Source organism: Paractinoplanes pyxinae (assembly GCF_026626335.1).
Lineage (GTDB): Bacteria > Actinomycetota > Actinomycetes > Mycobacteriales > Micromonosporaceae > Actinoplanes > Actinoplanes pyxinae.
This window is the reverse complement of the sequence record NZ_JAPNTZ010000001.1, coordinates 682658-694909: the sequence shown is the minus strand read 5'-3', so window position 1 is coordinate 694909 and position 12252 is coordinate 682658. Positions and strand designations below refer to the sequence as shown.

Annotated in this window: 14 protein-coding genes; 8 read left to right on the top strand and 6 right to left on the bottom strand. The window is 69.4% G+C overall.

The features are described from left to right. Window positions 1-150 precede the first annotated feature (150 nt). Both OWR29_RS02975 and OWR29_RS02970 read left to right on the top strand, forming a co-directional pair. Window positions 151-729 carry a TetR/AcrR family transcriptional regulator gene (locus tag OWR29_RS02975; RefSeq protein ID WP_267560737.1) on the top strand — a complete coding sequence of 193 codons (579 nt, stop codon included), beginning with the start codon at window positions 151-153 and terminating at the stop codon, window positions 727-729. Continuing rightward, window positions 726-1862, top strand: coding sequence for an SGNH/GDSL hydrolase family protein (locus OWR29_RS02970; RefSeq protein WP_267560736.1), 1137 nt, complete (start codon window positions 726-728; stop codon window positions 1860-1862). The genes OWR29_RS02975 and OWR29_RS02970 overlap by 4 nt, the downstream gene beginning before the upstream one ends. Before the next feature lie 3 nt (window positions 1863-1865). Here the strand turns inward: OWR29_RS02970 and OWR29_RS02965 are convergent, their stop codons facing one another. After that, complete coding sequence (locus tag OWR29_RS02965) at window positions 1866-2369, bottom strand: SMI1/KNR4 family protein (protein ID WP_267560735.1); 504 nt, start codon at window positions 2367-2369, stop codon at window positions 1866-1868. A gap of 163 nt (window positions 2370-2532) precedes the next feature. Between OWR29_RS02965 and OWR29_RS02960 the strand changes: the two genes are divergently transcribed. Then, window positions 2533-2982: a hypothetical protein gene (locus OWR29_RS02960; protein ID WP_267560734.1), complete on the top strand. Its 450-nt coding sequence runs from the start codon at window positions 2533-2535 to the stop codon at window positions 2980-2982. Window positions 2983-3139: 157 nt separating this feature from the next. Next, on the top strand, window positions 3140-3826 hold the full coding sequence (locus OWR29_RS02955) for a hypothetical protein (RefSeq protein ID WP_267560733.1): 687 nt from the start codon (window positions 3140-3142) through the stop codon (window positions 3824-3826). Window positions 3827-4152: 326 nt separating this feature from the next. Here the strand turns inward: OWR29_RS02955 and OWR29_RS02945 are convergent, their stop codons facing one another. Beyond that, window positions 4153-4791: a class I SAM-dependent methyltransferase gene (locus tag OWR29_RS02945; RefSeq protein WP_267560732.1), complete on the bottom strand. Its 639-nt coding sequence runs from the start codon at window positions 4789-4791 to the stop codon at window positions 4153-4155. A gap of 72 nt (window positions 4792-4863) precedes the next feature. After that, window positions 4864-5970, bottom strand: coding sequence for an RCC1 domain-containing protein (locus OWR29_RS02940; RefSeq protein ID WP_267561175.1), 1107 nt, complete (start codon window positions 5968-5970; stop codon window positions 4864-4866). A 62-nt stretch (window positions 5971-6032) separates the two neighbouring features. On the opposite strand from OWR29_RS02940, the gene OWR29_RS02935 reads away from it, so the two are divergent. Both OWR29_RS02935 and OWR29_RS02930 read left to right on the top strand, forming a co-directional pair. Further along, the gene (locus tag OWR29_RS02935; protein ID WP_267560731.1) at window positions 6033-6443 is read left to right on the top strand and encodes a hypothetical protein; all 411 of its coding nucleotides are present in this window, start codon (window positions 6033-6035) and stop codon (window positions 6441-6443) included. A 34-nt stretch (window positions 6444-6477) separates the two neighbouring features. Next, window positions 6478-7089: a hypothetical protein gene (locus OWR29_RS02930; protein WP_267560730.1), complete on the top strand. Its 612-nt coding sequence runs from the start codon at window positions 6478-6480 to the stop codon at window positions 7087-7089. A gap of 62 nt (window positions 7090-7151) precedes the next feature. Here OWR29_RS02930 and OWR29_RS02925 read toward each other — a convergent pair whose 3' ends face one another. Both OWR29_RS02925 and OWR29_RS02920 read right to left on the bottom strand, forming a co-directional pair. Then, window positions 7152-9686 carry a glycoside hydrolase family 3 N-terminal domain-containing protein gene (locus OWR29_RS02925; protein WP_267560729.1) on the bottom strand — a complete coding sequence of 845 codons (2535 nt, stop codon included), beginning with the start codon at window positions 9684-9686 and terminating at the stop codon, window positions 7152-7154. 96 nt (window positions 9687-9782) lie between these two features. Continuing rightward, window positions 9783-10739 (bottom strand): gamma-glutamylcyclotransferase family protein, encoded by a 957-nt coding sequence (locus tag OWR29_RS02920; protein WP_267560728.1) that lies wholly within the window; start codon window positions 10737-10739, stop codon window positions 9783-9785. Between the two features lie 68 nt (window positions 10740-10807). Here OWR29_RS02920 and OWR29_RS02915 point away from each other — a divergent pair, with 68 nt between their 5' ends. Next, a complete protein-coding gene (locus OWR29_RS02915) occupies window positions 10808-11143 on the top strand; it encodes an ArsR/SmtB family transcription factor (protein ID WP_267560727.1) in 336 nt (111 codons plus the stop codon). Continuing rightward, window positions 11140-11613: an SRPBCC domain-containing protein gene (locus tag OWR29_RS02910; RefSeq protein WP_267560726.1), complete on the top strand. Its 474-nt coding sequence runs from the start codon at window positions 11140-11142 to the stop codon at window positions 11611-11613. The genes OWR29_RS02915 and OWR29_RS02910 overlap by 4 nt, the downstream gene beginning before the upstream one ends. On the opposite strand, the gene OWR29_RS02905 is transcribed toward OWR29_RS02910, so the two are convergent. Further along, window positions 11610-12242: a hypothetical protein gene (locus OWR29_RS02905; protein ID WP_267560725.1), complete on the bottom strand. Its 633-nt coding sequence runs from the start codon at window positions 12240-12242 to the stop codon at window positions 11610-11612. The genes OWR29_RS02910 and OWR29_RS02905 overlap by 4 nt on opposite strands. Window positions 12243-12252 lie beyond the last annotated feature (10 nt).

The following is a 12252-nucleotide window of genomic DNA, read 5'->3' as shown; positions in this document are numbered from 1 at the left end:
CGTGCAGGCCTCGTCGCGCTGCCGCCGAGCGATGGCGCCAAACAGCACCAGCACGCCGAGATGAGCAGACGGCGGGTGAGCGGGTGCAACAGCCGAGCAGTTGCCTAATGCTATTAGGTGTTTGCATAATGGTGTTAGGAAGGAGCGCACATGCCAAGAGCTGGATTGACGGCGGACCGGGTGACTCGGGCGGGCGCAGAGCTGGCTGACGAGCTGGGGTTCGACCAGGTGACACCGTCTGTCGTGGCGCGGCACTTCGGCGTACAGGTGGCAAGCCTCTATTCACACGTCCGCAACGCCGAGGATCTGCGCGTCCGGATCGCCCTGCTGGCGCTTGAGGAGATGGCCGACCGGGGCGCCGCCGCGCTGGCCGGACGGGCCGGCAAAGACGCCCTGATAGCGCTCGGCGACACGTACCGCGACTATGCCCGCGAGCATCCCGGCCGGTACGCCGCCGCGCAGATGCGCCTCGACCACGAAACCGCCCTGGCCAGTGCCGGACCGCGGCACTCGGCCATGATCCGGGCGATCCTGCGCGGCTACGACCTCACCGAGCCCGACCAGACGCACGCGATCCGGCTCCTCGGCGGCGCCTTCCACGGCTACATCACCCAGGAGCTCGGCGGCAGCTTCGACCACAGCGAACCCGGGCCGGAGAAGTCGTGGGGGCGCATCCTCGACGCGCTCGACGCCCTGCTCCGCCACTGGCCCCACGAAGGACAACCATGATCACCACGCCCGTCACCGTCGACCTGATCCGCGGCGCCGTCGAGCTCGAACAGACCGCCCAAGGCCTGCTGCCGCACCGGCTTCCCGCGTGGGCCCGCGCCCAGGGCAACGATCCGCAGCTGACGACGGTCGAGGCACAACCTTCCGGCGTACGGGTTGTCTTCCGCACGAAGTCCACGGTCATCGACCTCGTCACGGCGCCGACCAAACTCGTACAGCTGGGCGCCCCGCCCCAGCCCGAAGGCGTCTACGACCTGTACGCCGACGGGGTTCTGGCCGGTCAGCAGAGCGTCACCGGCGGCACCACCGTCACCATCGACCTGGCCACCGGAGCGGTCGAAGCCGCCCCCGGCGAGCCCGGCTTGGCACACTTCAGCGGCCTGTCCCCCACGCTGAAAACCGTCGAGATCTGGTTGCCCCACCGGGAAAAGACCGAACTGGTCGAGCTGCGCACTGACGAGCCGGTCGAGCCCGCGCCCGCCTCCGGCCGCCCGCGCTGGCTTCATCACGGCAGCTCGATCAGCCACGGCTCCAACGCGGCGAGCCCCAGCACGACATGGCCGGCCGTCGCGGCCGCGCGCGGCGGTTACGAGCTGACCAACCTCGGGTTCGGTGGCAGCGCCCTGCTCGACCCGTTCACCGCCCGCACGATGCGCGACCTGCCGGCCGATCTGATCAGCTTCAAGATGGGCATCAACGTCGTCAACGCCGACCTGATGCGCGTACGGGCGTTCGGTCCGGCCGTGCACGGCTTCCTGGACACGTTGCGCGAGGGCCACCCCAGCACCCCGCTGGTGGTCGTGTCGCCGATCTACTGCCCGATCCACGAGGACACGCCCGGCCCCGGCGCCTTCGACATGGCCGCGCTGGCCGAGGGCAGGCTCAGCTTCATCGCCACGGGCGACCCGGCGGAACGGGCCGCGGGCAAGCTGACACTGAACGTCATCCGCGACGAGCTGGCCCGGATCGTGGCCGAGCGCGCCAAGTCCGACCCTCAATTGTCCTATCTGGACGGGCGTGAGCTGTACGGGGAAGCCGACTTCGCCGTGCGCCCGCTGCCCGACCAACTTCATCCGGACGCGGCCAGCCACCTCTCGATGGGCGAGCGGTTCGCGGATCGCGTCTTCCGCTGAGGCTCAGGCGGCGGCGAGCTTGTGCATGTCGAGCTCGCCGTCCAGCCACAATTCGAACCACTGGGCGGGCGTCACGTCGAGTTCGTGGAGCTCGCCCTGGTCGAGGAACATGATGCGCCCGCCGGGAACGCGGCAGTCGAGCAACGCCCACATCGCGCACCCGAAGTCGCAGAAGAACACGACGCCGGGCATCCAGGCCGGGAAGTCGCTGTCGTCCGGGATCTCGGTGTCCCGCCATTCCACGTACTCCGCAAGCATGCCGGCCCCGCCCGCACTCTCGTGGCCGCCGCCAACGCCTTCGACACCACCGAAAGGCCCGAAGCCGCCGTTCGCGACCTCGCCGTACAGCCGCCGGATCAGCGGCGGAAACGGATAACCGATGACCCTTTCGGCCTCGTCCAGCGCCTCGGCCGAGGCGGGCGCCTGCACCCTGCTCTCCGGCGAATCTGTCATCCGGCCCATCGCCACCCGGACCATGACGGCGTCGAAGACCTCGTCCTCAGTCACCCGCAGAAAATAGAGGACAGGCACAGCACCCCGCGACCCCGCCGGCACGACATGGCAGTCACGCTGTTTTTGGGGTCGTCGGGGCCTGAGCGGCTTTCTTTTCCCGATCGGGTACGCCGTACCGCTGCGTCATGGACTGGCGGGAGCACCGATGATGGTTGCTGTGGACAACGATGCTCGGAGCGCCGTGGTCGCAGCCCTGCTCGGACTGGCCGGAAGCTCGGACTATCGGGATCGCGCGGACGCCGGTCAGGCGTTGGCGGTTCTGGCCGAGAGGCCCGAAACGACCCAGCCGCTGCTACGCCTGCTGCTCGATCCGGACGACACCTTCGTTACCGCGGCGACCGCAGCCGCCTTGTTGAGACGAGCGGATGAGATCGGCTTGGCCGCGGTGGCACATGCCCTGGCCGGCGCGGACGACAACCATGCCGACTGGCTGTACACCGCTGTGCAGAACGAGTTCTCGGTCTACGAGAGCCATCGAGACGCTGCCGTACGGACGTGTGACGCACTGATCGACAACGCCGATCCCTCGTCCCGCAACGGACTCACTGTTCTGCGCGACATGCTGACGGCGATAGACCCGATATTGCACTCCGCCCGCGAAGACTGATCATCCCGGAGACGTTGTGGAGACAACCGGATAGTGCATCCACATCGACGATCACGCCGTTGATTGGCGGCTCAGAGGGCGGTCCAGCCGTCCGGCGCCTCGTCCGTCGGGCACAGTGAATGCCATGGCGTACGGGGGTCCAGGCGGTCTGCGACCAGTGCTGAAAAGCGCGACCGATGAGGTCGAATGGGTGGCCGTGGGCGCGCGTGAGTTCCTGACCGTCGGCGGCTTGTTGCCGGACGCCTTCCCCTCCTATGCGCGCGTTTTTCACCCCGCCCATCTCGACGGCGGCGAGGTGAGATGGGCGGAAGTCGCGGCGGCGAACGGCCGTCGTGCTCACGCGGGCATGCAATGGGTAGCGCTCACTGGATCGTGGGAGTTGTACAACAACGTTGCACAACCAGGGTTGCGGAACGAGCCGCCCGTGGTGGGATCACTCCCCCGCATTCAAGCGCGGCATCTGGTGAAGGTGCTCGAGCGGTTCACCACGACCGCCGACGCCTGCTTCTACGGCGTGTGGGACGGCTTCACGGATCTGGACCTGCCTACGGAAGGCACCGCCACCCTCACGATGCCGGGCGACCGCCGGATGCTGCTGTTGAGCGGTCGCTTGGCCGACGCCTCGCTCATTTTCGACCAGAGCGCCAATTTGTGGTGGCCGAAGGACCGGGCATGGTGCGTCGCCACCGACATCGACCTCAACAGCACGTACATCGGCGGGAGCGACGCCTGCGTCGAGGCCGTCCTCGGCGAGGGCTCGCTGGAGACATGGCGGGCAAGCCCCAACGACCGCATCGACGGCGCCAGCGACACCCTCAACCCTCTTCCGCCACGTGCGGCCTGAGGCGCCCCGATCGGCCGTACAGCTGACTGAAGGTGGCCAGGCGCAGCCGGCCGTGACCGCCCACCGCGACCGCCTCGATCAGGCCGCCGTGCGGGGCGGAACGGAAACGGCGTGGTCGAGGTGGCGAAACGCCTGTCAGGAATTGCCGGCGAGAGTGTGAGCGTCCATGCTTCGAGGCAGGCGGCGCCATGCGGATGGCCGGAAGGCAAGGCATCGCGGCGCCGGCAGTGCCGACAACGTGTACGCCGTACTCGCGAGCGGCGTGAAGGGCCAGGCTGTTCCAGCCGCACCCGACATCGAGCGGCCGCTCACGGCGGCCAGACCACCTACGCCTTCTGGACGAACAACTGCAGGGCCGAAGCTGGTTGTCCGTTCATGGTCGCCACGTCGACACGCCGCTCGTTGAGCACATTGAAACCGGCGAACAGGCGGCGCAAGTGGTCGGCGGTGTGGTGACGGCAGATTGCGCCGTCGTCGGTCGCGAACACTCCGTACGGGCCGCCATGTGCTCTGGCGTGAGCGGTGTAGCGCCGGACATTCCGATCATCCGGCTGCAACAGCAGATCGCTGACATAGATGAGACCGCCCGGCGCCAGGAGGCTGCTCAGTTCGGTAATGAGCGTTTGCTGTGCGTTGTCGTCCGGGATGCACGTAAGAACGGCCAGCAGGATGACGACGTCGAAGGCGGCCGCCGGCCCAGCCCAAGTGGGCGGCGAATCGATGACTGCCAGGTTCAGATCCGGGCGGGCACGACGGCCACGATCGATCAGAGCCGGCGAGATGTCGATGCCGCGGACGGAGGCGAAGCCGAGGTCGCTGAGCTCGGCCACAGTCCGGCCATAGCCGCAGCCGTAGTCGAGGATGCGTGCGGTGCGGCTGATCGTCGTCAGCCACGTGGAGTCCAAGGGGTGCGTGAAGGTCTTGACCGCGCCCGCGGTCTGCCAATAGCGCGCAGCTTCGTGCATGCTCGCTCACTTTAGCGACCTGAGACATGCACGCGCCTCCCCGGGAAAGAGGCGCGTGCATGCCGGTCCAGGTCAGCCCGGCAGGACCACCTGCTGGGGAGCCGAGCGCTGGGTGGTGGTGCCGTCGCCCAGCTGGGCGTTGTCGTTGTTGCCCCAGCACCACAGGGCGGCGCCCGTCCGGAAGGCGCAGTTGTGATAGCCGGCGGCGGCATCCGCGGTCCAGGTGGTGGCGGTGCCGATCCGGGTGGGGGCGTAGCGGTGGGTTGTCGTGCCGTCGGCCAGCTGGCCGTAGGCGTTGTTGCCCCAGCACCACAGGCTGCCGTCGGTGCGGGTGGCGCACGCGGTGTCGAAGCCGGCGTTGACCGCCGTCCACGTGTTGACCGTGCCGACCTGGATCGGGGCGGCCTGGTAGGTGCCGGTGACGCCGAGCTGGCCGTAGCCGTTCTCGCCCCAGCACCACAGCGTGCCGTCGGTGCGGGTGGCGCAGGTGAACAGGTAGCCGGCGGTGACGTCGGACCATGTCGTCGCGGTGCCGACCTGGGTCGGGGTCGTCTTGTAGCCGAGCGCGCCGGTGCCCAGCTGGCCGGTCGAGCTGTCGCCCCAGCACCACAGGGTGCCGTCCGTGCGAGTTGCGCAAGTGTGAGCGAAGCCGGCCGTTACGCTCGCCCAGTTCGTCGCGGTGCCGACCTGCAGCGGGCTGGTCGCGGTGTAGACGGCCGCGCCGTCACCCAGCTGGCCGAAACGGTTGAAACCCCAGCACCACAAAGTTCCGTCCGTACGCACGGCACATGTGTGGCTGTCGCCGGCGCTCACACTCGCCCAGGTGGTGGCGGTGCCCACCTGGACCGGGGCGGTGCGCCGGGAGGTGGTGCCGTCGCCGAGCTGGCCGCGGGTGTTGCTGCCCCAGCACCAGAGCGTTCCCTCGGTCCTGACGGCACAGTTGTAGCTGGTGCCGCCGTCGATCCCGGCCCAGGAGGAGGCGCTTCCCACCCGTACGGGCGTGGTCTTGCTGACGATCGTGCCGTCGCCCACCTGGCCGCTGTAGTTGCCGCCCCAACACCACAAACTTCCGTCGGTACGGATGACACAGGTGTGTCCGTACCCGGTGGCCACGGCGGACGGCGCCGGAGCGGCCGCCGAGGCCGGACCGGCCAGAGCCGCAACCGCGGCGATCACCATGCCGATCAACGTCACTAAAGCTCGGATCTGCTTCACGTGCCGACTCCTCCTAGGACAATCTCTTGCCTGACAACACATCCGCCCTGCTCGCCACGGCCGCGGCCCACCTCGGCTTCCAGGCCACCGTGACCGCGGTCGTCTATCCGGCGCTGGCCCGCGTCCCCGCCGCGCAATGGATGGACGCCCACCGCGCCCACTCCCGCGCGATCACGCCCGTGGTCGTCGCCGTCTACGGATCCCTGCTGCTGGCCGGCGGATGGGCGCTCTGGTCCGGCCCGTCCCCGTGGACGTGGCTGACCCTGGCCGCCACCGCCGCCGCGATGCTGGTCACGGCCGTCGCTGCCGCTCCTGCACACGGCCGCCTCGGCGCCGGCCACGACCCGCGGCACATCCGCTTCCTGCTACGAGCCGACCGCCTACGCACCCTGGCCGCGGCCATCGCCCTGATCGCCGCCCTCGCCGCCGCCCACTGACCAAGACGACCGAAGCGCGCAACCTCTCCGCACATTGAGCGCCGCGGACATAAACGAGCACTCGCCGACGGACGCTGCGCGAGAACTGCGAACCGCGCCGGCCGGACTGAGCGCTTCGCCGCGCGAAGTGGTCGCGGCGGAAGCGAACGCTCATCCGCTGACGCAAGCCGCACGACGAGTGCGCGCTTCGTTTGCCGAACTGAGCGTTCTTCCGCCCGACTCGAATTCCGCGGACATTAACGCTCACTCGCCGACGCCAGCGGCACGAGAACCGCCCACTGCGGCGGCCAACTTTAGTGCTGTGCCGTCCAACCTGAGCGCCGCGGACAACAACGCTCACTCGCCGACGCCAGTTGCACGAGAACCGCCCACCGCGGCGGCCAACCTGAGCGCTCTGTCGTCCGACCTGAGCGCCGCGAACAACAACGCTCACTCGCCGACGCAAGCTGCACGAGCGCTGTCCATCGCGCCGACCAAATTGAGCGCTTCGCCGCTCGTATTGAGCGCCGCGGACAGGAACGCTCATCCGCTGACAGAAGTTGAGCGACGAGTGCGCACCCCGCCGGTCGAACTGAGCGCTTTGTGGCTGGAGTTGAGCGCCGCGGACATAAACACGCACTTGCCGGCGCAAACTGCGCGAGCATGACGCATCTCGTCGGCTGGATTGCGCGGTTTGCCGGCTGGGTTGAGCGGCGCGGACATAAACGCTCAGTCGGTAGTGCACGTTGTGCCGTTCAGGGTGAACACGGTGGGGCGGGGGTTGGCGCCGGAGTGGGCGCCGTTGAAGCCGAAGCTGACGGTTGCTCCGGGGGCGAGCGCGGCGCTCCAGGACTCGCCGGTGGCGGTCACCGTGGAGCCGGACTGGGTGACTCTTGCCGACCACGCCTGCGTCACGGTTTGGCCGGCGCCGAAAGTCCAGCTGAGCGTCCACGGGTTGATCGGCGTGGTGCCGGTGTTGGTCAGGGCTACCGTGCCGGTGAAGCCGGTGCTCCAATCGTTGGTGGTGTAGCGGACCCGGCACGAACCGGACGGGGTGCCGGCGGCTGTTGTCACTGCTAGTGCCGCTGAGCGGGTGGAACGGTTTCCGGCTGTGTCCCGCGCGGCCACGGTGAACTCGTAGCGGGTGGCTGGGGTCAAGCCCGTCACCGTGTGGGTGGCTGTGGTGGGCGAGCCGATCAGGACACCGTCCCGGTAGACGTCGTAGCCGGCCAGGCCGCTGCCGCCGGTGTCGGCTGATGGCGTCCACGAGAGCGTCAGCCCACTGCTGGTCACTGAAGCGGCCACGGGCACGCCGGGAACGGTCGGTGCGGTTGTGTCGGGCGACGTGTCTGCATAGGTCAGGCCATAGCCGTACGGGAAAAGCGGTGTCTTGCCGTCGCCGTCGTTGATGGGTTGCTGGGCGGCGGACTGCATCCACGTCACGGGCAGCTTGCCGGTCGGGGCGTAGTCGCCGAAGAGGACGTCGGCCACGCCTGCGCCCTCGGTGCCGGGCAGCCAGGCCGCGATCAGCGCGTTCCAGCTGCTCAGCTCGGCTGCGATGTCCAGCGGGCGGCCGGAGACCAGCACCACGATCACCGGCACACCCGACGCCCGCAGGCGGGACAGCGTGGCCAGGTCGGTCGCGTCCAGGGTCATCGCGCCGGGGCGATCTCCCTCTCCTTCCGCGTACGGGGTTTCGCCCACCACTGCGATCGCCGCGCGATACGAGCTGTCGATGCCCGTACCGTCGCGGTTGTAAGTCACCGTGGCGCCGCTGCCGACCGCAGTCCGGATGCCGGACAGGATCGACGTTCCAGGGACCGTGTTACCGCTCGCACCCTGCCAGCTCAGCGTCCAGCCACCGCTCTGGTTGCCCAGGTCGTCGGCGCTCTTGCCGGCCACGAAGATCTTGCCGCCGGTCTTGGCCAGCGGCAGGATCCCCTTCTTCAGCAGCACCTGCGACTGCCGCACGGCCTGCCGGGCCAGCGCACGGTGCTCGGCGCTCCCGATCGTCGAAGCGAAACTGCGGTCCGCGTACGGTTTCTCGAACAAGCCGAGCTCGAACTTCTTGGTGAGGATGCGCCGGTTGGCGTCGTCGACTCGCGCCATCGGGATCTGCCCCGCCTGCACGGCCGCCTTCAGGTAGCCGACGAACACTTTCCAGTCGGTCGGCACCATCGCCATGTCGAGGCCGGCATTGAACGCGATGACCACCTCGGCCTGGGTGAAGCCGCGCTGGCCGTCGAGCTGGTCGATGGCCGCCCAGTCCGAGACGACGAAACCGGTGAAGCCGAGTTCGCCCTTGAGCAGGTCGGTGACCAGATACTTGTGACTGTGCAGCTTCGTGCCGTTGAAGCTGCTGAACGACAGCATCACCGACCCGACGCCACGCTCGATGGCTGCTTTGAATGGCGGAAGATGCACGTTTCGCAGCTCGGCCTCGCTGATCTCGGTGTTGCCCTGGTCGACGCCGCCGGTCGTGCCGCCGTCCCCGATGTAGTGCTTGGCCGTGGCGAGCACGCCGTTGTCCTGCAGGCCGTCCACGATGGTGGTCATGGCCGTCGCCAGCTCCGGCTTTTCCCCGTACGACTCGTAGGTGCGCCCCCATCGGTCGTTGCGCGCAACGCACAGGCACGGCGCAAACGTCCAATCCTGGCCGGCTCCGCTCACTTCCTCGGCGGTCGCGCGACCAATTCGCTCAACAAGCGCCGGATCGCGTGTCGCACCCAGTCCGATGTTGTGCGGAAAGATGGTCGACCCCGGCACATTGTTGTTGCCGTGCACGGCGTCGATGCCGTAGATGATCGGGATTTGCAGCGGGGTGGCCAGGGCGCCGCGCTGATAGCTGTCATACATGTCGGCCCAGCCGGCCGGCGTGTTCGGCGAGGGCGCCGACCCGCCACCCGAGAGCACCGACCCCACCCGGTACGAGGTGACGTCGGCCGCCGTGGTCGTCCCCCGCTCCGACTGCGTCATCTGCCCGACCTTGTCGTCGAGCGTCATCCGCCCGAGCAGGTCGGCGACGCGGTCGGCCACCGGCAGCGACGGGTCCAGGTAGGGCAGGACAGCAGCGGCCCGAACAGACGCCGCAGCGTCGGCTTGGGCAAGGGCCACACTGCCAGCGGTGGGCAGGGCGGCGGCCCGAGCAGGCGCGGCGGTGTTGGGCAGGGCGGCGGTGGCCTGCGCGGGGATGAACAGGGCGGGCACAGCAATGACAGAAAGGCCGAGCGCTCCGACAAGCGCGGCCGATCCGAGTGAGCGCATGGTGTGTCCTCACGACCGGTCAGACATTGACCGTCATGTTTACATGGGAGCGCTCCCATTACAACGTTGCGTCCAAGGTGTGAACATGCTGCGTCGTCAGCGGCGGATGCGGAGGAGCGGAACCACGGGCGCCGGCAGCGGATACGGCGGTGGCATGTCCCCGTAGGCTCCGAACGCCGCGACCACCGTGGCCAGGTAGTCCTGGCGGATGCGGGCCGTCCCGGCCGCGATGCCCCGCCGGGCCCGCTCGGCGCTCTCGGGCCGGGCGACATACGTCCACGCCGTCCCGAACCCTTCAACGTCAACCGCGACCCGCGTGTAGTTGCCCTCGCGCGCGTCCAATGCCGGCAACTTCTCCTCGGGCAGCTCGAAAAGCACGCCCTCGACCGCAGCCTGCTCGGCCCTGGCCGCGTCGGACGCGGACCGGGCGGCTGGTTCCGCACCGGCGCCGGCCGACCCGATCGGTGCCGCGGCGCGAATGGCGCCGAACGTGGGCTCACCCTGACCGGTGACGGCGACGCCCGAAGCGCCCCCACCAGAACCGCCGGCCGCGGCGACGCCTGAAGCGCTCCCACCAGAACCGCCAGCAGCGGCGACGCCCGAAGCGGCCCCACCAGAACCGCCGGCAGCGGCGACGCCCGATGCGCCCCCATGAGAACTGCCAGCGGCGCCGATGCCCGGTGCGGGCCCACGAGAACTGCCAGCGGCGGCGACGCCCGATGCGGCCGCAAGAGAACTGCCGGCCGCGGCGACGCCCGAAGCGGCCCCACGAGAACCACCAGCGGCGGCCGTGCCCGAAGCAGCCCCACGGAAACCACCGGCGGCGGCTCGCTCGATGGTCAGGAAAAGGACCTGGATGGGCGGGCGAGTGCCATCGGCTACGTCTTGATAGACGACGGGGCCGTTCGCCGTGTTGTCGGTGCAGACGTTCCAGGTGCGGGTCCATCCACGGAGGCGGGCCCGGCGCGGGTGGCGCCCGCCGAGCCCGTCGATCGTCTCCGGCGCGACCAGTGACCCGTACCCGAAAATGGCCGGCATCCGCTTCCCCGTCACCCGACCAGTATCCGCTTGCCGATAGTTAGCCCTTGCGCTAACTATCCGGGCGGGCAATACTTAGCCGCGTGGCACAGTATTCGGCGCAGCTCGACGACGTCTTCGTGGCTCTGGCCGACCCGACCCGGCGCGGTGTCGTCCGGCGGCTCGGGTCGGGGCCGGCGAGCGTGGGTGAGCTGGCCGGCGCCTTCCCGATGACCCTGCCGTCCTTCATGAAGCACGTGCGCACGCTCGAGTCGGCCGGCCTCATCCGCACGACGAAGGCCGGGCGCGTACGCACCTGCGTCCTCAACCGTCAGCGTCTGGCCGTCGTCGAGGACTGGCTGGCCGAGCAGCGCGACATCTGGCAGCAGCGCACCGACCGCCTCGAGCAATTCGTCACCGAAGAGGAGAACTCGCCGTGAACCCCGACCTCGACCTGACCCTGCAGCGTGTCATCCGGGCCCCGCGGGCAACCGTGTGGCGGGCCTGGACCGACCCGGACCGCTTCGCGCAGTGGTGGATCCCGGCCCCCACCGTGTGCCGCGTCGACCAGTTGGAGGCCCGCCCCGGCGGCGGCCTCGTGACCCGGATGAGCGACGACGACGGCGTCACCTTCGCCCCGCACATGGACGCGCTGTTCCTCCTCGTCGAGGACGAGCAACGCCTCGTCTTCACCAACGCGGTCGACAGCTCGTGGCGGCCCACCAGTCCCCAGCCGGTCGCGCTGACCGCCGAGATCACCTTCGCCGACCACCCGGACGGCACCGACTACCGCGTCCTCGTCCGCCACGGCGACCCGTCGGCCCGCGAGCACCACGAGAAGCTGGGCTTCTTCGAGGGCTGGGGCGCCGTCACCGGTCAGCTGGCCACTCTGGCCGAGAGCCGGGCCTAGCGCTCGACCGCGGCCCGCGCCTCGGCCATCGCCTTCGGCAGCAGCGGCTCGGCGTCCACGCCCTCGCGCCCGGAGAGCGCCACCACCAGGCCGCCGTGCCGCGCGTAGACCCAGGTGAAGACCTGCGAGCCCTCGGTGATCCGCACGCCGAAGGACTCGTCGGCGTCGACACCGGCCGGCTTCAGCATCTGGTACGACTGACCCTCGACCTCGCAGCTCTCGTAGGCCGCGCGGATCAGGGCCAGCCGGTCGGCCGAGCCGGCCGGGCTGTCCACCGCGATCCGGACCCACAGATGGCCCGGCCCCTCCTCCGGCTCCATCGAGACGGACGCGGTGTACTCGTTCGGCTCGGTCAGCTCGGCCGCTGTGGGCGACGCGCCCTCGCAGTTCCGGGCGACCTCGGAGATCGCGTACTCGTTGTAGTAGTCCTCGTCGTCGACGGACGTGGTGTCGAGCGTCCACCCCGGCCCGAGGTCGGCCGGCTCGGGCAGGGCGTCGATCAGGCGGAGCGACCTGATCTGCGGTATGTCGTGGGAGAGCTCGCTGCGGTCGATCTCGCCCACGCCCTGACCGCACCCGGCGGCCAGCGCCACCACTAGGGCACCGGCCGCCGTCCACAGTGCTCGCATGTCGAGCAGT

Coding starts and splice junctions, on each gene's coding strand:
- OWR29_RS02975 (WP_267560737.1), top strand. CDS start 151: ATGCCAAGAGCTGGATTGACGGCGGACCGGGTGACTCGGGCGGGCGCA.
- OWR29_RS02970 (WP_267560736.1), top strand. CDS start 726: ATGATCACCACGCCCGTCACCGTCGACCTGATCCGCGGCGCCGTCGAG.
- OWR29_RS02925 (WP_267560729.1), bottom strand. CDS start 9,686: ATGCGCTCACTCGGATCGGCCGCGCTTGTCGGAGCGCTCGGCCTTTCT.
- OWR29_RS02945 (WP_267560732.1), bottom strand. CDS start 4,791: ATGCACGAAGCTGCGCGCTATTGGCAGACCGCGGGCGCGGTCAAGACC.
- OWR29_RS02940 (WP_267561175.1), bottom strand. CDS start 5,970: ATGGTGATCGCCGCGGTTGCGGCTCTGGCCGGTCCGGCCTCGGCGGCC.
- OWR29_RS02905 (WP_267560725.1), bottom strand. CDS start 12,242: ATGCGAGCACTGTGGACGGCGGCCGGTGCCCTAGTGGTGGCGCTGGCC.